Origin of the sequence: Aeromonas sp. FDAARGOS 1406 (assembly GCF_019048565.1) — a bacterium.
Classification (GTDB): Bacteria; Pseudomonadota; Gammaproteobacteria; order Enterobacterales; family Aeromonadaceae; genus Aeromonas; species Aeromonas caviae.
Map to the genome: position 1 here is coordinate 1,696,251 of NZ_CP077378.1, position 21,306 is coordinate 1,717,556.

The 21,306-nt window shown below is 58.8% G+C and carries 21 protein-coding genes and 2 tRNA genes; 5 read left to right on the top strand and 18 right to left on the bottom strand.

Going from position 1 to position 21,306, the window contains the following annotated elements:
- Positions 1-26 precede the first annotated feature (26 nt).
- From I6L36_RS07930 to rlmE, 15 genes are all read right to left on the bottom strand, one after another.
- Entirely contained in the window at positions 27-1,229 is a 1,203-nt protein-coding gene (locus tag I6L36_RS07930) for an ISL3-like element ISAeme19 family transposase (protein ID WP_080988673.1), read from the bottom strand.
- A gap of 150 nt (positions 1,230-1,379) precedes the next feature.
- On the bottom strand, positions 1,380-1,649 hold the full coding sequence (rpsO, locus tag I6L36_RS07935; protein WP_010675364.1) for a 30S ribosomal protein S15: 270 nt from the start codon (positions 1,647-1,649) through the stop codon (positions 1,380-1,382).
- A gap of 135 nt (positions 1,650-1,784) precedes the next feature.
- Positions 1,785-2,735 (bottom strand): tRNA pseudouridine(55) synthase TruB, encoded by a 951-nt coding sequence (gene truB, locus I6L36_RS07940; protein WP_041215670.1) that lies wholly within the window; start codon positions 2,733-2,735, stop codon positions 1,785-1,787.
- 1 nt (position 2,736) lies between these two features.
- Positions 2,737-3,171: a 30S ribosome-binding factor RbfA gene (rbfA, locus tag I6L36_RS07945; RefSeq protein WP_010675366.1), complete on the bottom strand. Its 435-nt coding sequence runs from the start codon at positions 3,169-3,171 to the stop codon at positions 2,737-2,739.
- Positions 3,172-3,226: 55 nt separating this feature from the next.
- On the bottom strand, positions 3,227-5,929 hold the full coding sequence (gene infB, locus I6L36_RS07950; RefSeq protein ID WP_109112132.1) for a translation initiation factor IF-2: 2,703 nt from the start codon (positions 5,927-5,929) through the stop codon (positions 3,227-3,229).
- Between the two features lie 20 nt (positions 5,930-5,949).
- On the bottom strand, positions 5,950-7,452 hold the full coding sequence (nusA, locus tag I6L36_RS07955; RefSeq protein WP_109112131.1) for a transcription termination factor NusA: 1,503 nt from the start codon (positions 7,450-7,452) through the stop codon (positions 5,950-5,952).
- Between the two features lie 14 nt (positions 7,453-7,466).
- Entirely contained in the window at positions 7,467-7,925 is a 459-nt protein-coding gene (rimP, locus tag I6L36_RS07960) for a ribosome maturation factor RimP (protein ID WP_010675370.1), read from the bottom strand.
- Between the two features lie 166 nt (positions 7,926-8,091).
- Positions 8,092-8,168: transfer RNA gene (locus I6L36_RS07965), tRNA-Met, on the bottom strand.
- A 91-nt stretch (positions 8,169-8,259) separates the two neighbouring features.
- Positions 8,260-8,344: transfer RNA gene (locus I6L36_RS07970), tRNA-Leu, on the bottom strand.
- 7 nt (positions 8,345-8,351) lie between these two features.
- Positions 8,352-8,678, bottom strand: coding sequence for a preprotein translocase subunit SecG (gene secG / locus I6L36_RS07975; protein WP_010633113.1), 327 nt, complete (start codon positions 8,676-8,678; stop codon positions 8,352-8,354).
- A complete protein-coding gene (gene tpiA, locus I6L36_RS07980) occupies positions 8,679-9,443 on the bottom strand; it encodes a triose-phosphate isomerase (protein ID WP_109112130.1) in 765 nt (254 codons plus the stop codon). It abuts the gene before it with no gap.
- A 131-nt stretch (positions 9,444-9,574) separates the two neighbouring features.
- Positions 9,575-10,909: a phosphoglucosamine mutase gene (gene glmM / locus I6L36_RS07985; protein WP_039040289.1), complete on the bottom strand. Its 1,335-nt coding sequence runs from the start codon at positions 10,907-10,909 to the stop codon at positions 9,575-9,577.
- An 18-nt stretch (positions 10,910-10,927) separates the two neighbouring features.
- Positions 10,928-11,773, bottom strand: coding sequence for a dihydropteroate synthase (folP, locus tag I6L36_RS07990; RefSeq protein ID WP_109112133.1), 846 nt, complete (start codon positions 11,771-11,773; stop codon positions 10,928-10,930).
- 84 nt (positions 11,774-11,857) lie between these two features.
- Positions 11,858-13,810: an ATP-dependent zinc metalloprotease FtsH gene (gene ftsH, locus I6L36_RS07995; RefSeq protein ID WP_039040290.1), complete on the bottom strand. Its 1,953-nt coding sequence runs from the start codon at positions 13,808-13,810 to the stop codon at positions 11,858-11,860.
- Positions 13,811-13,855: 45 nt separating this feature from the next.
- A complete protein-coding gene (rlmE, locus tag I6L36_RS08000) occupies positions 13,856-14,485 on the bottom strand; it encodes a 23S rRNA (uridine(2552)-2'-O)-methyltransferase RlmE (protein ID WP_010675375.1) in 630 nt (209 codons plus the stop codon).
- Between the two features lie 97 nt (positions 14,486-14,582).
- On the opposite strand from rlmE, the gene yhbY reads away from it, so the two are divergent.
- Positions 14,583-14,879, top strand: a complete 297-nt coding sequence (yhbY, locus tag I6L36_RS08005; protein ID WP_010675376.1) for a ribosome assembly RNA-binding protein YhbY — start codon at positions 14,583-14,585, stop codon at positions 14,877-14,879.
- Positions 14,880-14,984: 105 nt separating this feature from the next.
- Entirely contained in the window at positions 14,985-15,578 is a 594-nt protein-coding gene (locus I6L36_RS08010; protein ID WP_109112129.1) for a PilZ domain-containing protein, read from the top strand.
- A gap of 47 nt (positions 15,579-15,625) precedes the next feature.
- Here I6L36_RS08010 and greA read toward each other — a convergent pair whose 3' ends face one another.
- The 3 genes from greA to pomA all read right to left on the bottom strand — a co-directional run bounded on the left by greA (position 15,626) and on the right by pomA (position 17,910).
- Positions 15,626-16,102: a transcription elongation factor GreA gene (gene greA / locus I6L36_RS08015; protein ID WP_045525791.1), complete on the bottom strand. Its 477-nt coding sequence runs from the start codon at positions 16,100-16,102 to the stop codon at positions 15,626-15,628.
- 145 nt (positions 16,103-16,247) lie between these two features.
- The gene (locus tag I6L36_RS08020) at positions 16,248-17,141 is read right to left on the bottom strand and encodes a flagellar motor protein MotB (protein ID WP_042878323.1); all 894 of its coding nucleotides are present in this window, start codon (positions 17,139-17,141) and stop codon (positions 16,248-16,250) included.
- 10 nt (positions 17,142-17,151) lie between these two features.
- A complete protein-coding gene (pomA, locus tag I6L36_RS08025) occupies positions 17,152-17,910 on the bottom strand; it encodes a flagellar motor protein PomA (RefSeq protein ID WP_029314770.1) in 759 nt (252 codons plus the stop codon).
- 233 nt (positions 17,911-18,143) lie between these two features.
- Between pomA and xseB the strand changes: the two genes are divergently transcribed.
- The 3 genes from xseB to dxs are packed head-to-tail and all read left to right on the top strand — an operon-like array spanning position 18,144 to position 21,173.
- Positions 18,144-18,395 carry an exodeoxyribonuclease VII small subunit gene (xseB, locus tag I6L36_RS08030; protein WP_010675381.1) on the top strand — a complete coding sequence of 84 codons (252 nt, stop codon included), beginning with the start codon at positions 18,144-18,146 and terminating at the stop codon, positions 18,393-18,395.
- Positions 18,396-19,286: a (2E,6E)-farnesyl diphosphate synthase gene (gene ispA / locus I6L36_RS08035; RefSeq protein WP_041215676.1), complete on the top strand. Its 891-nt coding sequence runs from the start codon at positions 18,396-18,398 to the stop codon at positions 19,284-19,286.
- A gap of 21 nt (positions 19,287-19,307) precedes the next feature.
- Positions 19,308-21,173 (top strand): 1-deoxy-D-xylulose-5-phosphate synthase, encoded by a 1,866-nt coding sequence (gene dxs / locus I6L36_RS08040; RefSeq protein WP_109112128.1) that lies wholly within the window; start codon positions 19,308-19,310, stop codon positions 21,171-21,173.
- Positions 21,174-21,306 lie beyond the last annotated feature (133 nt).

The window sequence follows — 21,306 nt, forward strand, 5'->3', positions numbered from 1 at the left end:
TGTTTGAAACGGGCAATAAAAAAGGTTCATCGCGGCTTTCCGGGGAAGGCCGCCTTGATTTTCAGAAAAAAGTATTCTGAGTCCCTAAATCCATATGCCATGCGCTTTATCACTTTGATCTTGTTGTTCACCCCTTCCAGCACACTCGTGTGCATCGGGTAGTTTGCACTCGCCAGGATCCCCCGCATATATTTCGATAAATTTCGACCAAATCGTTGCAGCGGCGCTAGCCCGCTTTCCTTCACCTGCCGCATCCAGCTCCGCCATCGTCGCCATCCTTCCCACACGCTCGGCGCATACCAGATGCCCTTCAACGCCTCTTTCAGCACGTACACCATCGCCAGCGGTTGATTCGCCGCCAACAGCTCCTGCAACTTCACATCCTGTTTTTCACTCAGCTTCGCCCGATTACGTAGCAGCAACCAACGCGCACTTTTGACCACTTTTCGCGCCGGTTTATCGCTTTTCAGTGCATTCGCCTGCTCCACTCGCACCCGGTCCACCACCTCTCGGCCATAGCGAGCCACCACGTGGAACAGGTCGTAGACCACCTCCGCCTGCGGGCAGTGTTGCTTCACCTCCAGGTCGAACGCCGTGTTCATGTCCATCGCCACCGCCTCAATCTGCTGGCATCGCTCGCCGAGCTGCTCGAAGAAGGGACGGATAGCGGCCCGACTGTTGCCGTGCCCCACCCACAGGACGCGGGTTCGCTCGGCATCCATGATCACGGTGGCATAGCGGTGTCCCTTGTGCAGGGCAAACTCATCCATCACCAGCCGCCGCACCTCCCCAAGTTCGATGGTGCCCACACTAGTCTGCAAACGGCGCTTGTCGATCTCCTTGATGGTGTGCCAACCGACCCCGGTGAGCTGGCTGACATGGCGGATGGGGAGGTACTGAACGAGCGCTTCAATCCAGCACTGCATGCGCCGGGTGAGGCGGGAGCCAGAGGGGAGCCAGTCGATATGTTCACTGACGCGACCACAGCGCAGACAGTCGACGCGGCGAACAGGCAGTTGTAACCAGACTTGTCGGTCAAATAGGTCTCGCTCACGCACCCGGCGGATACGTTGGTCGTGGATCAATGGCGTGGGTTGCAGGCATCGGCGACAACGGGGCAAGAAGTCGGCGCGAGGCTCAAGGGTAAACAGGGTGTGATGGTTGGCAGAAAGCGCTTGGGCGATGACGGTATAACCTGGCCAGAAGGAGGTAATATCAATATGATGCACGGCGACAGCAGGGTGATGGTGGTGGTGTGTTTGGCGACAACCAGTTTACCAGCACCCTGTCTGTCAACTTCCACTTTCCCAGGATCCCGCGAAGAACCATAAAAAAGGGGAACCTCGCGGTTCCCCTTTTTTGCGAAATCTGATGGTCGATTAACGACGCAGACCCAGCTTGGCGATCAGAGCAGCGTAACGCTGAACGTCTTTACGCTTCAGGTAGTCCAGCAGCTTACGACGCTGGGAAACCATGCGCAGCAGACCGCGACGACCGTGGTGATCCTTGGCGTGCTCCTTGAAGTGACCTTGCAGATGGTTGATCTGGGCAGTCAGCAGGGCAACTTGCACTTCGGGGGAACCGGTGTCGTTGGCGCCACGAGCGTTGTCGGCAACGATTTGAGCTTTGATCTCAGCATTTAGAGACATGGTATTACTCCAGTAGAGTGTTTAAAGGTTCACAGCCAATCTCTAATTCAGCCGTGAAATGAGGGCGGTATCATAATCGTCCCCGCCCCTTTTCGCAACGGGAAAGACGCGTGACAGACCGATACCGCCTGAGGATCACTCCTCGTCGTGGTAGCGAACCAGACGCTTGGGCGCCACGCGCCCCTCGTCATCGATCTCGCCAACCCCGATGAATTCGCGCTCCGGGCCAACCGTCATGCGGACCTGGCCGCTTTGGGGGCTACCTGCCACCTGCACGGCCTGACCCTGGTTCACATAGGCGGCCACGGCGACCAGCATGTTCACCTCGGGCAGAGAGGCCACGGCGGTGTCCATCGGCAGCAACAGGGGATCCAGCTGCTCCCGTGGCGGAATGCTTTCGGCCTTGGCCTGCTCGAAGATACACTCGAGCTGCTCCAGGGTCAGCATCCGCTCGTAGGGGTAGCTCGCCACCTGGGTGCGACGCAGCTGGGTGACGTGAGCGCCGCAGCCCAGCACTTCCCCCAGATCGTCCACCAGGGAGCGGATATAGGTACCCTTGCTGCAATGCACTTCCAGCTTCACCTCGTTCCCCTCGAAGCCGAGCAGCTTGAGTTCGAAGATGGTGATGGGACGGGCTTCCCGCTCGATCTCGATCCCTTCACGGGCATATTCGTAGAGCGGACGGCCGTTGTGCTTGAGGGCGGAGTACATGGACGGCACCTGCATGATGGGGCCGCGGAACTGGTCCAGCGCCTCGATCAGGGTGCCCACCGCCACGTTCACCGGGCGGGTGGAAACCACCTCGCCGTCGGAGTCGCTGGTATTGGTGCGCTCGCCCAGCTTGGCGGTCACCTCATAGCGCTTGTCCGCTTCCAGCAGATACTGGGAGAACTTGGTGGCCTCCCCGAGGCAGATCGGCAACATGCCGGTGGCCAGGGGGTCCAGGGCGCCGGTATGGCCAGCCTTGGCGGCGTTGTAGATCCGCTTGACCTTCTGCAACACATCGTTGGAAGTCAGGCCGGTCGGTTTGTCCAGCAGCAGGATGCCGTGTACGTCACGGCCTTTGAAACGACGTCTACGAGACATCTCAGGCGTTATCCTCAGTCGTGTCATCCGGTGCGGATTGCTCTTCGTCACGACCGGCTTCAGTCATGCGACGCTTGTCTTCACGCACAGTGTTGGTCACCAGGTTGGAGAGGCGCATCCCCTCGACCAGGGTCTGGTCGTAGTAGAAACGCAGCTCGGGCACCACCCGCAGACGCATGGCGCTACCCAGCAGGCTGCGGATGTAACCGGCAGCCTCGGTCAGGCCCTTGAGCCCTTCCTTGATGCGCTCGGCGTCATTCTCCAGTTGCAAGAAGGTGACATAAACCTTGGCATAGTTGAGGTCCTTGGAGACCTCCACGTCGGAGACGGTCACCATGCCGATGCGCGGGTCTTTCACCTCGCGCTGCAGGATCAGCGCGATTTCACGCTGGATCTGCTGTCCGACCCGACGGGTCCGGCTGAATTCTCTGGCCATATTCTATCCTGCGATAAAAGGGGGCCGCGGCCCCCTATTTTGTCTAACTCTCGGCTTACAGAGTCCGTTGGATTTCAACGGTCTCGTACACCTCGATCTGGTCGCCTTCGCGCACGTCGTTGTAGTTCTTGACCGCAATACCACACTCGTAGCCGTTGCGAACTTCGTTGACGTCATCCTTGAAGCGGCGCAGGGATTCCAGCTCGCCTTCATAGATAACCACGTTGTCACGCAGAACGCGAATGCGGTTGGAACGCTTGACCACACCTTCGGTAACCATACAGCCGGCAACAGCGCCGAACTTCGGCGACTTGAAGACGCTACGCACTTCAGCCAGACCGATGATCTCCTGACGATACTCAGGAGCCAGCTTGCCGCTCATGGCCTGCTTCACTTCGTCGATCAGGTCATAGATGACGGAGTAGTAACGCAGATCCAGGCTCTCGGATTCGATGACCTTGCGCGCAGAAGCGTCGGCACGGACGTTGAAGCCCACCAGGATGGCGCTGGAAGCCGCGGCCAGGGTCGCGTCGGTTTCGGTGATGCCACCTACGCCGGAACCCACGATCTTCACCTTCACTTCGTCGGTGGAGAGTTTGACCAGCGCATCGCAGATCGCTTCCACAGAGCCTTGTACATCGGCCTTGATCACCACGTTCACTTCGGACACTTCGCCCTCGGTCATGTTGGCAAACATGTTTTCCAGCTTGGCCTTCTGCTGGCGGGCCAGCTTGACTTCGCGGAACTTGCCCTGACGGTAGAGCGCCACTTCACGGGCTTTCTTCTCGTCACGCACGACCGTGGCTTCGTCACCGGCAGAGGGAACGCCGGACAGACCCAGAATTTCCACTGGCAGAGAGGGACCTGCTTCCTTGATCTCGCGACCCAGTTCGTCACGCATGGCGCGAACCCGGCCGTACTCAAGACCACACAGAACGATGTCGCCCTGACGCAGAGTACCTTCCTGTACCAGCACGGTGGCAACCGGACCACGACCTTTATCCAGGAAGGATTCGATCACGACGCCGTTGGCCATGCCGTCAACCACCGCTTTCAGCTCCAGGACTTCGGCCTGGATCAGGATGGCTTCCAGCAGGTCGTCGATGCCTTCGCCAGACTTGGCGGAGACGTGCACGAACTGGCAATCGCCACCCCACTCTTCGGACATGACGTTGTAACGGGCCAGCTCGGTCTTGACGCGATCCGGATCCGCTTCCGGCTTGTCGATCTTGTTCACCGCAACAACCAGCGGCACACCGGCCGCCTTGGCGTGCTGGATGGCTTCGATGGTTTGCGGCATCACGCCGTCGTCAGCTGCAACAACCAGAACAACGATGTCGGTCGCCTTGGCACCACGAGCACGCATGGAGGTAAACGCCGCGTGACCCGGGGTATCCAGGAAGGTGATCATCCCGCTGTCGGTCTGGACGTGGTACGCACCGATGTGCTGGGTAATGCCACCGGCTTCGCCCGCCGCGACCTTGGCTTTACGGATGTAGTCCAGCAGCGAGGTCTTGCCGTGGTCGACGTGACCCATGATGGTCACGACCGGCGCACGCGGCTTGGCTTCGGAGGTCTCGTCACGATCGCTAAGTACCGCCTCTTCCAGCTCGTTCTCACGGCGCAGCACTACCTTGTGACCCATCTCCTCGGCGACCAGCTGAGCGGTCTCCTGGTCGATCACCTGGTTGATGGTGGCCATGGCACCCATCTTCATCATCACCTTGATGACTTCAACGCCCTTGACGGCCATCTTGTTGGCGAGCTCCGCCACTGTGATGGTCTCGCCGATGACGACGTCACGGTTGACCACGGCAGCCGGCTTGTTGAAGCCGTGTTTCATGGCGTTCGGCATGGCCATCTTGCCACGCTTGCCTTTGCGGGCACGGGGATCGCGGGAGTTGCGGTCATTGCGGTCGTCTTCGCGACGGCCGACTTTCTTCGGCGCCTTGGCAGCGGCAGCCGTGCGACGGCTGGTCTCTTCCTTACGATCCAACTCATCTTCGGCCGCTTGCGCGTGCTTGTTGGTGGTCAGATGGTAATCGCTGCTCTCTTTGGCGCGAGCCGCTTCTTCTTCAGCCCAGCGGGCCGCATTCTGTTCCGCCATGATGCGAGCCTCTTCGGCTTTCTTCGCGGCGAGTTCTTCAGCTTTTTGCAAAGCTGTCTGTTCCTGTTGGCGCTTCAGTTCTTCTGCTTCGCGCTTGGCCATCTTTTCTGCCTCTTGCTGAGCTGTGCTACCGGCTGCTTTGGCGGGCTGTTGAGCCTGTCGAGCCTTCTGTTGTGCCTCGATCCGCGCCTTTTCCTCAGCTTCACGACGAGCCTGCTCAGCCTCACGGCGAGCCTTCTCTTCAGCGTCGAGGCGGGCCTTCTCTTCGGCCTCGCGACGAGCTTTTTCTTCTGCTTCCAAACGCGCTGTTTCCTCGGCTTCCGCCTGGCGCTGTTCATCTTCCAGCGCCGAGCGTCTTACATAGGTGCGAGACTTGCGCACTTCTACCTGCACTTCCTTGTTCTTGCCACCAGTCCCCTGAACACTCAGAGTGCTCTTGGTCTTGCGCTGCAAGGTCATGCGAGCAGGTGCGGTGACCTCGTCACCTCCATGCTGTTTCTTCAGATGTGCCAGCAGAGTCTGTTTCTCAGACTCGCTGACCATGTCGTCGGCCTTGCTCTTCACGATGCCGGCATCGACAAACTGCTGGAGAAGACGATCAACCGGCGTGTCGATGTCAGTGGCAAGTTGCTTAACTGATACTTCTGCCATTCATTTTCCTCCGTTTGACCTTATTCAGACTGCTCTTCTCCGAACCAACAGATATTGCGAGCAGCCATAATGAGCTCACCAGCCTTCTCGGCGGTCAACTCTTCGATGTCGGCAAGGTCATCGATACCTTGCTCTGCCAAATCTTCCAGGGTGCCGACACCGCGAGCGGCCAGGGCATAGGCCATTTCACGGCCGAGGCCGGAGAGATTGAGCAGTTCTTCGGAAGGCTCGACGCCTTCAAAGGATTCTTCTTTGGCCAGGGCCTTGGTGGTCAGGGCATCCTTGGCACGCTTGCGCAGCTCTTCGACCATGTCTTCATCCAGACCGTCGATGGCCAGCAGCTCGTTGACCGGGACGAAGGCGATCTCTTCCAGAGTGGAGAAGCCCTCTTCCATCAGCAGGCCGGCGAAATCGTCGCCGATATCGAGGGTGCTGGTGAACAGCGTCAGGATGCGGTCGTTCTCGGCCTGGTGCTTGGCACGCATGTCCTCGACGGTCATCACGTTCAGTTCCCAACCGGTCAGCTGGGAGGCCAGACGCACGTTCTGACCGTTGCGGCCGATGGCCTGGGCCAGGTTGGCGGCTTCCACGGCGATGTCCATGGTGTGGTTGTCTTCATCAACGATGATGGAAGCCACATCGGCTGGCGCCATGGCGTTGATCACGTATTGGGCCGGGTTGTCATCGTACAGCACGATGTCGGCACGCTCACCGCTCAGCTCGGCGGAGACGGCCTGAACGCGGGCACCACGCATGCCGATACAGGCACCGATCGGGTCGATACGACGATCGTTGGTCTTGACCGCGATCTTGGCGCGGGAACCCGGATCACGGGCGGCGCCCATGATTTCGATCATCTCTTCGCCGATTTCCGGCACTTCGATGCGGAACAGCTCTTTCAGGAAGTCCGGGCTGGAGCGGCTGACGAACAGCTGGGAACCACGGGCTTCCGGACGCACGGCGTAGAGCAGGCCACGGATACGGTCGCCGGGACGGAAGGTCTCACGGGGCAGCATGTCGTCACGGAAGATCACGGCTTCGGCATTGCTGCCCAGATCCAGGATCACGTTGTCGCGGTTGCTCTTCTTGACCACGCCGCTGATGATGGTGCCTTCCTTGTCCTTGAACTGGTCAACGACCTGGGAACGCTCAGCCTCGCGCACTTTCTGCACGATGACCTGCTTGGCGGTCTGGGTGGTGATACGGTCGAAGGTCACAGAGTCAATCTGGTCTTCAACATAGTCGCCGATCTGGATATCCGGCTGCTCGATCTGAGCGGCTTCGAGAGTGATTTCCCCGTACGGATTCTCCATGGAAGCCTGATCGGCCACAACGACCCAACGGCGATAGGTGTCATAGTCACCGGTCTTGCGATCGATCTCGACACGCACTTCAATCTCGCCTTCGTATTTTTTCTTGGTCGCAGTCGCCAGCGCAGTCTCCAGAGCCTGGAAAATCTTCTCGCGGGGGACAGCCTTCTCGTTGGACACAGCGTCAACGACCAGCAAAATCTCTTTATTCATATCCGATAGCCTCGTTAACCAAAGTTCGGCACTATGTTCGCTTTTTGGATATTGGTGAAAGCCAACACCTCGTCCTTACCATCTACCGTCAGAGTGATCATGTCCCCCTGCACGGCTTTGATTACGCCTTTGAACTTGCGGCGGTTGTTTGTTGCCATCCGAAGCGTTACCGCCGCCTCCTGGCCAACGTATTTTTCGAACTGGGCGACCTTGAACAGTGGACGATCCAGACCCGGGGAAGACACCTCAAGGTAGTACTCCTCGGTGATGGGATCTTCGACATCCATGATGGCGCCGACCTGGCGGCTCACCTCGGCACAGTCTTCCACCGTCACGCCTTGCTCCGAGTCGATGAAAACGCGCAAGGTCGAGTGCTTACCCGCACGGATAAACTCGATACCCCACAGTTCAAAACCCAAGGCAACGACCGGAGCCTCGAGCAGATCGGTCAAACGTTGTTCCAACGTAGCCAAAGTCACCCTCCGAAAAACGAAAAAAGGGCATATAGCCCAGATAGAAATAGATTCAGAGTAAATTGCACATAACAAAAAGCCCCGATGTCAAATCGGGGCTTGGCGCTTTACCCTGATTGTCGCCTCGCAGCGACCGCCTTCCTGAGCGTAGGAAATGCGTGAAATTTGGTTGCGGGGGCCGGATTTGAACCGACGACCTTCGGGTTATGAGCCCGACGAGCTACCATGCTGCTCCACCCCGCGTCCGAAATCGTGCGAGATTATAGCCACTTCACTCTCGTGAGACAAGACTCAGCGGCTATAACATCCCGGTTACCCGGGTTCACTGCTTAATTGGTGCCGTGGGCGGGACTCGAACCCGCACACCCTAGAGCACTACCCCCTCAAGATAGCGTGTCTACCAATTCCACCACCACGGCAAAACTCTTATTCGGGAACGTCAGTATCTTTCTTCACTGGCGCTTTGCTCTGCTCAACTTGTTGAGTCTGTTGCAGATTTTCCCATTCACTACCCTGTTTGACCTTGTTGCTGGACATGGAACCCAGAACCAGACTAATCAAGAAAAACAGAGTAGCCAAAATCGCTGTTGTGCGGGTCAGGAAGCTGCCTGAACCACCGGAGCCGAATACAGTATTCGATGCCCCTGCGCCGAAGGAGGCGCCCATATCAGCCCCTTTACCTTGCTGAATCATCACCAGACCAATCAGAGCCAGCGATACCAGCAGATAAACGACCAAAAGAATCTCGTACATTTAACTTGCACCCTTTGCCGCTTCAACTATTCCTAAAAACGCCTCGCCATCAAGACTTGCCCTGCCTATCAGACCGCCATCAATATCGGGCTGCGCAAACAAATCTTGTGCATTGGCCGGTGTCACGCTCCCACCATAGATGATTCTGACTTTCTCACCTATTACCGGAGTATCCTCCGCCAAGCGACCGCGAATAAAGGAATGAACCTCTTGTGCCTGCTCGGGTGTGGCGCATTTACCTGTACCTACAGCCCAGATTGGCTCGTAGGCGATGATAGCATTATCGAAAGCCATCGCGCCATTTTTCTCTATGACGATATCCAGTTCCTCGGCAATCACCTCAAAGGTTCTTCTTGCCTGCCTCGCCGCGCCTGACTCACCCAGACAAAGTATGGGTATCAGACCTGCTGCTCTGACTGCCGCAAACTTCTCTGCGACAATAAAACTGGTCTCACCAAAGAGACGCCTGCGCTCGGAGTGGCCAACAAGTACATATCGGCAACCTGCCTCGACCAGCATCTCACACGAGATTTCACCCGTATAAGCGCCTTGTCTGTGCTGGCTCACGTTCTGAGCCCCCAGCTTCACTCTTCCCTGCTCACCGAGCAGTTCGGCCGTGAAACCGAGATGCACATGGGATGGACACAAGACCACATCTACGTCTTCATCAATGCGCTCTGTGCACTGACTCGTAAACTGCTCTAACTGCGACCTACTACCGTGTAACTTCCAGTTGGCTGCTACAAACGGCTTGCGATGTCCCATCGGCAACTCCCTTGCGAAAGCGGGGCTGATAATATCCAGAGGATGCTCAGCTGACAAGTGCTATTTTCAAATTTTCGAATCGTTTGAACAAGATACAACCAAGGCGACTAAAAAGCCGCCTTGGTTGTTCATTAAAACGCCGATTCGACCTGTTTGGCGATGCGCTCTGCCATATCGCGCACCTGCTGTTCGTGTTCACCTTCGACCATGACCCGAATCAGGGGTTCGGTGCCGGATTTGCGCAGCAGCACCCGGCCACGGCCGGCCAGTTCCTGCTCCACTGCCGCCACTTCCTGCTGAACGGCACTGGAGGTCAGCGGATCCTTGCCTTCGGCGAAGCGCACATTGACCAGCACTTGCGGGAACTTGCTCATGCCCGAACGCAATTTGGCCAGCGGCATCTCGGCACTGCGCATGGCCGTCAGCACCTGCAGGGCGGCGACGATACCATCCCCCGTGGTGGTCTGATCCAGGCAGATGATGTGACCGGAGTTTTCGCCCCCGATGCGCCAGCCCTTCTCGTTCATCATCTCAAGCACGTAGCGGTCACCCACCTTGGCACGGGCAAAGGGGATGCCCAGGGTCTGAAGTGCCAGCTCCAACCCCATGTTGGCCATCAGGGTGCCCACCACACCACCCTTGAGGCGGCCATGGCGCAGGGCATCCCGGGCGATGATGTAGAGGATCTCATCCCCGTCGATGATGTAACCAGTGCTGTCCACCATCACCAGACGGTCGCCATCACCGTCGAAGGCGACGCCGAGATCTGCCTTGCATTCCTGGACCTTGGCGGCCAGCGCCTCCGGTGCGGTGGAACCGACGCCGTCATTGATGTTGAGCCCATCCGGGCTGCAGCCGATGGCGATGACTTCGGCACCCAGCTCGCGGAAGACGGAAGGGGCGATGTGGTAGGTGGCACCATGACCGCAATCCACCACCATTTTCAGCCCTTCCAGGCTCAGATTGGAGGGGAAGGTGCTCTTGCAGAATTCGATGTAGCGACCAGCCGCATCATCAATGCGCTGCGCCTTGCCAAGCTCCGCGGACTCCACGCACTTGAGTTCGTTGTCGAGCTCGGCTTCGATGGCCAGCTCGACATCATCGGGCAGCTTGGTGCCGTCGGCGGAGAAGAACTTGATGCCGTTGTCGTAATAGGGGTTGTGGGATGCACTGATGACGATGCCGGCTTCGGCACGGAAGGTGCGAGTCAGGTAGGCAACCGCCGGGGTGGGCATGGGTCCCATCAGTATGGCTTTGAGACCGGCGGCGGAGAGCCCCGCCTCCAGTGCCGACTCCAGCATGTAACCGGAGATACGGGTATCCTTGCCGATCAGCACCTTCTTGGTCCCTTTCTTGGAGAGCACCTTGCCGGCGGCCCAGCCGAGTTTCATGACGAAATCCGGGGTGATCGGGTATTCACCCACCTTGCCGCGCACGCCGTCGGTGCCGAAGTACTTTCTGGTCATTGTCTGTTTCTCGTTTTTCTATTTGGATATGAAATCTTGTCCCGTCATGGTCATCCAGCCTGTACGCAAGACATCCATGGTGGCCCGCACGTCGTGCACCCGGATGATCCTGGCGCCATGTTGCAACCCGATCAGGGCACAGGCCAGACTACCAGCCAACCGCTCGGCTACCGGGCGGTCAAGCAGGTTGCCTATCATAGACTTTCGTGACATGCCCACCAAGAGCGGAAGTTGGTAATCGAGCAGTGACGCCTGCTGTGCCAGCAGCTGATAGTTGTGCGCCAGCGTCTTGCCAAAGCCATAGCCTGGATCCAGTACCAGATGCTCACGCGGGATACCAGCCCCCAGACAAGCGGCAATCCGCTCGTCAAAGAAGGCTCTCACCTCCCCCAGCAAATCGTCATAGTGCGGCTCCACCTGCATGGTACGGGGCTGCCCCTGCATGTGCATGAGGCATACCGGTACGCCAGCCTCGGCCGCCGCGCCCAGCGCTCCCGGCTCTTGCAGAGCGCGGACATCATTGATGAGGTGACCACCTGCAGCACAACCCTCCCGCATGACAATAGCCTTGGAGGTATCGAGGGAGATCATCACATCCAGCTCGGAGACCATGCGCTCCACCACGGGGATGACCCTGTCCAGCTCCTCCTGCTCGCTCACGTCGGGGGCGCCCGGGCGGGTCGACTCGCCACCTATATCGATAAGGGTGGCCCCATCGGCCACCATGTCGCGGGCATGACCCAACGCCAGATCGATCTGCTTGAAGCGGCCACCATCTGAAAAGGAGTCCGGCGTCACATTGAGAATGCCCATGACATGGGGACGGTCGAGAGAAAGGGGACGTCCCTTGCTGATTAACTGCATTGCTTCAACTACCTCCAACAAGAGCGGCAAACTCTTCGTGCAAAGAAAAACCCCGGGCAAGCCCGGGGTTTGTATCATGACAACTTATTTGGCCGGGACATCGTTCGCCTTGTCGATGTCACTCAGAGGTGCACTGCCCTCTTCAGTCGGCGCCTTGGCCTCCGGCCCGTTGTTCACGCTGGCACCGCCTTGCGGGGTGTCACCATGCTCATCATGCCAGTTGCTGGGAGCACGGACCTCGCGACGCGCCATCAGATCATCGATCTGCTTGGCATCGATGGTCTCGTACTTCATCAATGCATCTTTCATGGTGTGCAGCACATCCATGTTGTCCAGCAGGATCTGCTTGGCACGATCGTAGTTGCGATCGATGACCTGCTTGACCTCTGCATCGATGATGCGGGCGGTATCGTCAGACATGTGCTTGGCCTTGGCCATGCTGCGGCCGAGGAAGACTTCACCATCCTCTTCTGCGTAAAGCATGGGGCCGAGACGCTCGGACATGCCCCACTGGGTGACCATCTTGCGAGCGATGTCGGTGGCACGTTCGATGTCGTTGGATGCACCGGTCGATACCTTCTCGGCACCGTAGATCAACTCTTCCGCCAGACGACCGCCATACAGGCTGGAGATCATGGACTCCAGATGCTGCTTGGAGTGGCTCCAGCGGTCCTGCTCCGGCAAGTACATGGTCACACCCAGCGCACGGCCGCGCGGAATGATGGAGACCTTGTAGACAGGGTCATGATCCGGCACCACGCGACCAATGATGGCGTGACCCGCTTCGTGATAGGCCGTCATCTCCTTCTCGGACTCTTTCATCACCATGGAGCGACGTTCCGCCCCCATCATGATCTTGTCCTTCGCCTTTTCGAACTCCAGCATGGAGACCACTCGGCGGCTCTCGCGAGCAGAGAAGAGGGCAGCCTCGTTCACCAGGTTGGCCAGATCGGCACCGGAGAAACCAGGGGTACCACGGGCAATCAGCGCCGGATTGACGTCATCCGCCAGCGGTACCTTGCGCATGTGCACTTTCAGGATCTGCTCACGACCGCGAACATCCGGCAAGCCGACCACGACCTGGCGGTCGAAACGACCTGGACGCAGCAGCGCAGGATCCAGTACGTCGGGACGGTTGGTGGCGGCGATGACGATGATGCCCTCATTACCTTCAAAACCATCCATTTCAACCAGCATCTGGTTCAGGGTCTGCTCACGTTCGTCGTGACCACCACCCAGACCGGCGCCACGCTGGCGACCGACCGCATCGATCTCATCAATGAAGATGATGCAGGGGGAGGATTTCTTGGCCTGTTCGAACATGTCACGCACACGGGAGGCACCGACACCCACAAACATTTCCACGAAGTCCGAACCTGAAATGGTGAAGAACGGCACCTTGGCCTCGCCTGCAATGGCTTTGGCCAGCAGGGTCTTACCGGTACCGGGAGGACCTACCAACAGGACGCCGGTCGGGATCTTGCCACCCAGCTTCTGGAATTTGGTCGGGTCACGCAGATAGTCGACCAGCTCCTTGACCTCTTCCTTTGCCTCGTCACAACCGGCTACGTCGGCGAAGGTAGTCTTGATCTGATCTTCGCTCATCAGGCGAGCCTTGCTCTTGCCGAACGACATGGCACCCTTGCCGCCGCCGCCCTGCATCTGACGCATGAAGAAGACCCAGACACCGATCAGCAACAGCATCGGGAACCAGGAGATGAAGATGGACGTGATCAGGGACGGTTCTTCCGGCTTCTCACCCATCACTTTGACGTTATGGTTGAGCATGTCGTTGAGCAGTTGGGGATCCGGCGCAGGAATGATGGTGGTGAAACGTTCACCGGTGCGCTTGACGCCATTGATGACCTTGCCATCCATCCGCACTTCACGGATCTGCTCCTGGGTCACTTCTTTCACGAAGCTGGAATAGTCCAGCTGGCGACTGGTGGTATCGCTGGGGCTGAAGCTATTGAACACCGACATCAGCACGACGGCGATGACCAGCCACAGGATTAGGTTTTTCGCCATGTCACTCAAATCAATGACCTCGCAGACTGACAGTTAACGATGAGGGTTAGGGTACTACAGTTTAAAACCGGTAGCCACAATGTAGACTTCTCGTGAACGAGCACGGGACGAGTCTGGTTTTCGAATCTTGACGACAGAGAAAAGTCTACGTATTTCATTGAGATAGGCATCAAACCCTTCCCCCTGGAACACCTTGACTACAAAACTGCCATTACTGCTCAGGACCTGATTGCACATGTCCAGCGCCAGTTCCACCAGGTACATGGCACGGGCTTGATCCACCTGCTGGGTACCGCTCATGTTGGGCGCCATGTCGGACATGACGACATCCACCTTGTCGGGGCCGACTCGCTCCAGCAAGGCGCCGAGTACAGTTTCCTCCCGAAAGTCCCCTTGCAGGAAATCGACACCGGCAATGGAATCCATCGGCAAAATATCACACGCAATGACGCGCCCCTTGTCACCGACCTGGTCGATGGCAAATTGGGACCAGCCACCGGGAGCAGCCCCCAGGTCCACTACCGTCATCCCCGGCTTGAGCAGCCTGTCTTTGCCCTGGATCTCGTCGATCTTGAAAACGGCGCGAGAGCGCAGTCCCAACTTCTGGGCTTTCTTGACGTATTGGTCGTCGAAATGTTCTTTTAACCAGCGGGTTGAACTGGGGGAACGTTTTTTCTGGGTCATGATTGTCGACTTTAAAAAACCACAAGGGTTATTAGTATTAAGGGCTAAGTGGGGGTAGAATACGCCCCTTTCAACCCTGACTTATGAAGAAATTGCCATGATTCTCAACAATAAACAGAAACAGTACCTCAAGGGCCTGGCCCACAGTCTGAAGCCGGTCGTCCTGCTGGGACAACACGGTCTGACCGAAGGGGTGCTGGCCGAGATCGATCTGGCGCTGAACCACCACGAGCTGATCAAGGTTAAGGTTGCGTCTGAAGATCGTGAGATGAAACAGCTGGTGATGGATGCCATCGTTCGCGAGACCGGCGCCATCAAGGTACAGAGCATGGGCCATGTACTGACCATCTACCGTCAGGCCAAAGAGCCCAAGATCCAGTTGCCGCGCAAGTAACAGGAAAGAGCATTCGCTCTTTCCTTCATTTCCCTTCTTCCCAAGTCGCTTGCCAAAATAGTTGCCAGGCCCTTAACCTGCGATGAATAGCCGTGGACACCCACTATGGACAAGCATCAGCTCCTCACCGATGAAGAACTGGCCATGCTGCGGGACCTGGGAAACGATGAAGACATTGCCACCAGCCAATACCTACGCGGCACCCTGCCCCTTCCTCTCCAAAGCCTGTTGCAGCGAGCCAAGCCCCTGACACTCGAAGCCCGCATCGCCGGCTACCAATTGCGTTTCCCGCTCCACTGCACCCAGGCAGAGGAGGGCCACGCCGAGCTACGCATCGCCGCGCCGACCATTACCGAGCTGGGTTCGCCCCATCTGCGCGCCTGGCGACTCGACGAAAAGGCCGTGCTTTGCACCGAAGACGCGGAGTACGAGGTATACAGCCTCTCCCTTGGAGGTCTCATCGTGGCCGGCTTGCCGGACGCCTTTGCCAAGGGAGATCCACTTGGCGGATACCTTCGCATCGAGGATCTCCCTCCCTTGGCCATGACAGGCACCCTCGTCAGGCACGTGGATGCCAATCCACATCGCCATGACTGGGCCGTCCAGTTCCGGCTGGGCAAGGAGGATCAGGAACAATTGCGGGACTGGCTCTTCCAGCGCCACCAGGACGCCTTCGTCCAGGCCTATCAGGGTGACTAAAGACAACAGGGGAGCCCGGCTCCCCTGTCTCTTTCCCCGACGTTCAATCAGAGATAGGCAACTTCCAGGATCTCGTACTCCACATCGCCACCCGGCGTCTTGACGATGGCAACGTCATCCACTTCCTTGCCGATCAGGGCTCGGGCAATGGGGGAGTTCACGGAAATCATGTTCTGCTTGATGTCCGCCTCGTCGTCTCCCACGATGCGGTAGATCACTTCCTCTTCCGTTTCACTTTTGAGCAGGGTCACGGTTGCGCCGAAGATGACACGGCCATTGTTGGCAATCTTGGTGACATCGATAATCTGGGCATTGGAGAGCTTGCCTTCGATTTCCTGAATGCGGCCTTCACAGAAACCCTGCTGCTCGCGGGCGGCATGGTATTCGGCATTTTCTTTCAGATCGCCATGTTCACGGGCATCAGCAATCGCTTCGATAATCTGGGGACGCAGCTCGGTCTTGAGATAATCGAGCTCTTGACGCAGCTTTTCAGCGCCGCGAACAGTCATCGGAGTATGATTCATAGTCGAAACCTGGGTTGCTTTATAAAGAGAAGCTGCGGCAATCAAAAGAGAGCCGCAGCTGTCGGTTCGGATGGGGCATCTTAATATGAAGCCGCCACAAAATCCATGTCAGCCCCTGCGAGCGGGATCCCGCTTTGGGCCAGCGTTACTTGGATTCCGAGACGCCAAGCGGAGCCGACACCGTCGGTTTGCCCTGCATGATGGCGATCTCGACACGTCGGTTCATGCGCCGATTCTCCGGGCTATTGTTGGGCACCAGCGGCTGGGAATCCGCCATCCCTTGCACCACCAGACGATTGCCGTCAAAACCGGGCACCTTGATCATCTGGTGGGCAACCGCCACCGCCCGCTGGGATGAAAGCTCCCAGTTGGACTGGAACAACTCGTCCTCGGTGGCCACATTGTCGGTGTGGCCGGAGACGGTGATCTCCCCCGGCACATCCTTGAGCAGCGCAGCCACCTTGCGGATCACCGGCCAGAACTGGGGTTGCAGAAAGGCGGATCCCGCCGGGAACGCCGCTTTCTCACGAATGCGAATGATGATCTGCTGACCCAGCGCCTCTATCTCGATGGCCCCATCCTGGATCTGGGCCTGCATCTGCTCCGCCAGTGCCTTGGCCAGGGTGTTGGACTGTTCCTGCGCCTTCTGGGCCTCCTGGGCGGTATCGCCACCGCTCTGCTGACCTTCGGTCTTGTCATGTCCGCCCGCCTTGTCCGCATCCCCAGGCTGGAAATCCAGCTCGGTCTGGGTCATGTCGATGGTCTGCTGCATGATGGTGTCAATAGGCGTCGGCTCGGGGCGACCAGGACGAAACTCCTGGGCGATGACGGAGGTTCCCTTGGGGATATCCTTGACCTCCAGGATGTTCTGCACCCCGAACGCCTTCTCCATGGAACCGGCGATCTGCTTGAACTTCTGCACATCCATCTCGGCAAAGGAGAGCAAGAGCACGAAGAAGCACATCAGCAGAGACATGAGATCCGCGAAGGTTCCCATGTAACCGGGCAATCCGGGAGGCGGGCACTTGCACTTTGCCATCTGTGCGCTCCTATTCGGTCCCGTTGTTGCGTTTGGACTGATTCAGGTAGTTCTGCAACATGGCCTGGATCACCCTCGGGTTCTGTCCATCCTGGATCCCCATGATGGCGTCGAGGATCAGGGTGCGGCTCAACTGTTCCTCGCCGCTGCGCAGTTCTAGCTTGTCCGCGATGGGGATGGCAATCATGTTGGCCTCGATGGCGCCATACAGGGTCGTCAGCAAGGCCACCGCCATGGCCGGACCGATGGATTTGGGGTCGCTCATGTTGGCCAGCATGGCCACCAACCCCACCAGGGTACCGATCATGCCCATGGCCGGACCGAGATCCCCCAGGGAGCGGAACACCTTGATGGCCGTGGCGTGACGCTCGGACGTCAGTTCGATGTCCTTCTCCATCACCGCACGCACCACGTCGGCATCATGGCCGTCCACCAGCATGTCGATGCCCTTCTTCATGAAGGTATTGGGGATCTCCGCCGCCTCCAGGGCCAGAAAGCCCCCCTTGCGGGCCGCATCCGCCAGTTCCACCGCCTTGGTGATGAGATCGTCGAGCTTGTCCCCCTTGTACATGAAGGCCTTGCCCGCGACCTTGAAGGCCATCAGAAACTGACCGAGGTTGAATTTCATCATGCAGATGAACACGGACCCCAGTATGGTGATGTAGACCGATGGCATGTCCACATACATGCTCATGGGGCCGCCCAGCAACATGCCGTACACTACGACCCCGAACCCCAGCACTAAGCCTATCAGACTCCCTAAATCCACATCCCTACTCCTGTCGCCGAACGTGCCGTCTAATTATATTGCGTTGAATTTTCTGCTATTGCGTCCCCGGCAGCAAGTCCGGCACACCGCAATCGCCGATCGGCAATGCGTGGTTGCATGCCCGTTATTATCGGCCAGGGTCAGGATAGTTTGAGGACGCCGCGTTTTCTGCCTCCCCCCTGTGGCCGGTCGATGTTAAGATGAGCCGTTTTTTTCAATCCCCGAGGATGGACATGGCCAGTAAAAAAATCGACCGTCTGAGTTTTGATGCCACCCTGGAAGAGCTGGAAACCATAGTGCATCAACTCGAACAGGGCTCGCTCCCCCTCGAGGAGGCACTCAAACAATTCGAACAGGGCATCCATCTGGTGCGCGCCGGCCAGCAGAAGCTGGAACAGGCCGAACAGAAGATCCAGATCCTCCTGACCCAGGCCGATGGCAGCGAGCAAGCGGTCCCTTTTCGAGCAGAACAAGGAGAGGAGTGAGTGACCCTGGACGATTTCTCCCGCCTGCATCGGCGCCGCATCGACGATTGCCTCTCGGCACAGCTTGACGCCCTGCCCGCCATGGCGCCACGTCTGCGGGACGCGATGAAATACGGCCTGCTGCTCGGTGGAAAACGGGTGCGCCCCTTCCTGGTCTATGCCGTCGGCGAGATGCTGGGCGTCAAGAGCGAACTGCTGGATGGCCCCGCCGCCGCCGTGGAGTGCATTCACGCATACTCCCTCCTGCACGACGACCTGCCCGCCATGGATGACGACGACCTGCGTCGTGGTCAGCCCACCGTACACAAGGCCTTCGATGAAGGCACTGCCATCCTGGCGGGCGATGCCCTGCAGACCCTGGCGTTTTCCATTCTGGCCGACCACCCCATGCCCGATACATTGATGGCCAACCGGGTGCGGATGCTGAGTGCCCTGGCCCGCGCGTCCGGCTATCTCGGCATGTGCGGCGGTCAGGCACTGGATCTGGACGCCGAAGGGCGCCGGATCAGCCTCGCCGAGCTGGAGCAGGTGCACCGCCACAAGACCGGGGCCCTCATCGAGTGCGCCGTGACCCTCGGCGCCCTGTGCAAGGCTGACGTGGAACCCGCCACCCTCACCGCCCTGCAAACCTATGCCGCCGCCATCGGACTCGCCTTCCAGGTGCAGGACGACATCCTCGACATCACGGGCGATACTGCCACCCTGGGCAAGCCGCAAGGCTCGGATCTGGCGCTGGAAAAGAGTACCTATCCGGCCCTGCTCGGACTCGACAATGCCCGTGAGCTGGCTCGCGAACTGCATGACAAGGCCTTAACAGCCCTGCAATCCTTGCCCTACAATACCGACATTCTGGAAGCGTTTGCCGATTACATCATCGAGCGAACCCACTAAACGCTGGATAACAGTAACAATATGAGCGTTGATATTAGCGATTTCCCCAACCTGGCCCTCGCGGACACGCCGGTCGATTTGCGATCTCTCCCCTTCGAGCGGCTGCCCGTGGTGTGCAACGAGCTGCGCGAGTATCTGCTGCGCTCGGTGAGCCGCTCCAGCGGCCACTTCGCCTCCGGCCTTGGCACTGTCGAGCTGACGGTCGCCCTGCACTATGTTTACAACACCCCCTTCGATCGGCTGGTGTGGGATGTGGGCCACCAGGCCTATCCCCACAAGATCCTGACCGGACGACGGGAGCGCATTCACACCATTCGCCAGAAAGATGGCCTGCACCCCTTCCCCTGGCGGGAAGAGAGCGAGTACGATGTGCTCAGTGTGGGCCACTCCAGCACCTCCATCGGGGCAGCGCTCGGCATGGCGGTGGCGGCCGAGAGCGAAGGGCTTGGCCGCAAGGTGGTCGCGGTCATCGGTGATGGCGCCATCACCGCCGGCATGGCCTTCGAGGCCCTCAATCACGCCGGCGATGTCCACAAGGACATGCTGGTGGTGCTCAACGACAACGAGATGTCCATCTCCGAGAATGTGGGAGCCCTGAACAATCACCTCGCCAGGCTGATGTCCGGCAAGCTCTACACCACCATTCGCGAGGGGGGCAAGAAGGTGCTGGCGGGTCTGCCGCCGGTCAAGGAGCTCGCCAAGCGGGCCGAGGAGCACCTCAAGGGCATGGTGGTACCGGGCACCCTGTTCGAGGAGTTCGGCTTCAACTACATCGGCCCCATCGACGGTCACGACATTCACGCTCTGGTCGAAACCCTGCGCAACATGCGCAACCTCAAGGGTCCCCAACTGCTGCACGTCAAGACCAAGAAGGGCAAGGGCTACGAGCCGGCGGAAAAAGATCCCATCGGCTATCACGCCGTCCCCAAATTCAACCCGGATGACTGTGCCCTGCCCAAGAGCGCCGGTGGCAAACCCACCTTCTCCGCCATCTTCGGTCAGTGGCTGTGCGACATCGCCGCCAAGGACGAGCGCGTGGTCGGTATCACCCCCGCCATGCGCGAAGGCTCCGGTCTGGTGAAATTCAGCCAGCAATATCCGGATCGCTACTTCGATGTGGCCATCGCCGAGCAACATGCGGTCACCTTCGCCGCCGGTCTCGCCATCGCCGACCAGAAACCCGTGGTCGCCATCTATTCGAGCTTCCTGCAGCGGGCCTATGACCAGCTGATCCACGACGTGGCGCTGCAGAACCTGCCGGTGCTGTTCGCCATCGACCGGGCCGGTCTGGTGGGGGCCGACGGCCCGACCCATCAGGGTGCGTTCGACATCAGCTTCCTGCGCACCGTGCCCAACATGGTGGTGATGACCCCGTCCGACGAGAACGAGTGCCGCCAGATGCTCTACACCGGCTATCTGTGCAACGGGCCAGCGGCGGTGCGCTACCCCCGTGGCAGCGGCACCGGTATCCAGGCCGAGAGCGAGATGCAGGCCCTGCCCCTCGGCAAGGGACGTGTCGTTCGCGAGGGCAAGGGGACCGCCATCCTGGCGTTCGGCACCCTGCTGCAACAGGCCAGAGCAGCCGCAGAGGCGCTGGATGCCACCCTGGTGGACATGCGCTTCGTCAAACCCATGGACGAGGCGCTGGTGCTCTCTCTGGCCGCCTCCCACGATCAGTTCGTCACCCTCGAGGACAACGCCGTCATGGGCGGTGCAGGCTCTGCGGTGAACGAGCTGCTGATGGGCTGCAAGCAGTGCAAACCGGTGCTCAACCTCGGCCTGCCGGACCGCTTCATCGAGCAGGGCACCCAGAATGAGATCTACGCCCTGCTGGGGCTGGACAGCGTGGGCATTCAGACCCGCATCGAGAGCTGGCTGCAGGCCTGACAAGGGTTATCGCAAGCAATAAAAAAGGGCGCCTGATGGCGCCCTTTTTTGTTATTCACTGTGCCAGACCAACCCTGTTCACATACTGTCGCGAGAAGGCCGTCAACAAGGTTACAAGCCGCTCAGGAACCGA

Excerpts from the sequence above, each read along its gene's own strand:
- I6L36_RS08020 (WP_042878323.1), bottom strand. The coding sequence starts at position 17,141 with ATGGCAAAGTGCAAGTGCCCGCCTCCCGGATTGCCCGGTTACATGGGA.
- folP (WP_109112133.1), bottom strand. The coding sequence starts at position 11,773 with ATGCAGTTAATCAGCAAGGGACGTCCCCTTTCTCTCGACCGTCCCCAT.
- yhbY (WP_010675376.1), top strand. The coding sequence starts at position 14,583 with ATGATTCTCAACAATAAACAGAAACAGTACCTCAAGGGCCTGGCCCAC.
- nusA (WP_109112131.1), bottom strand. The coding sequence starts at position 7,452 with ATGAATAAAGAGATTTTGCTGGTCGTTGACGCTGTGTCCAACGAGAAG.
- infB (WP_109112132.1), bottom strand. The coding sequence starts at position 5,929 with ATGGCAGAAGTATCAGTTAAGCAACTTGCCACTGACATCGACACGCCG.
- secG (WP_010633113.1), bottom strand. The coding sequence starts at position 8,678 with ATGTACGAGATTCTTTTGGTCGTTTATCTGCTGGTATCGCTGGCTCTG.
- xseB (WP_010675381.1), top strand. The coding sequence starts at position 18,144 with ATGGCCAGTAAAAAAATCGACCGTCTGAGTTTTGATGCCACCCTGGAA.
- truB (WP_041215670.1), bottom strand. The coding sequence starts at position 2,735 with ATGTCTCGTAGACGTCGTTTCAAAGGCCGTGACGTACACGGCATCCTG.
- greA (WP_045525791.1), bottom strand. The coding sequence starts at position 16,102 with ATGAATCATACTCCGATGACTGTTCGCGGCGCTGAAAAGCTGCGTCAA.
- rpsO (WP_010675364.1), bottom strand. The coding sequence starts at position 1,649 with ATGTCTCTAAATGCTGAGATCAAAGCTCAAATCGTTGCCGACAACGCT.
- dxs (WP_109112128.1), top strand. The coding sequence starts at position 19,308 with ATGAGCGTTGATATTAGCGATTTCCCCAACCTGGCCCTCGCGGACACG.
- tpiA (WP_109112130.1), bottom strand. The coding sequence starts at position 9,443 with ATGGGACATCGCAAGCCGTTTGTAGCAGCCAACTGGAAGTTACACGGT.
- rbfA (WP_010675366.1), bottom strand. The coding sequence starts at position 3,171 with ATGGCCAGAGAATTCAGCCGGACCCGTCGGGTCGGACAGCAGATCCAG.
- glmM (WP_039040289.1), bottom strand. The coding sequence starts at position 10,909 with ATGACCAGAAAGTACTTCGGCACCGACGGCGTGCGCGGCAAGGTGGGT.
- rlmE (WP_010675375.1), bottom strand. The coding sequence starts at position 14,485 with ATGACCCAGAAAAAACGTTCCCCCAGTTCAACCCGCTGGTTAAAAGAA.
- I6L36_RS08010 (WP_109112129.1), top strand. The coding sequence starts at position 14,985 with ATGGACAAGCATCAGCTCCTCACCGATGAAGAACTGGCCATGCTGCGG.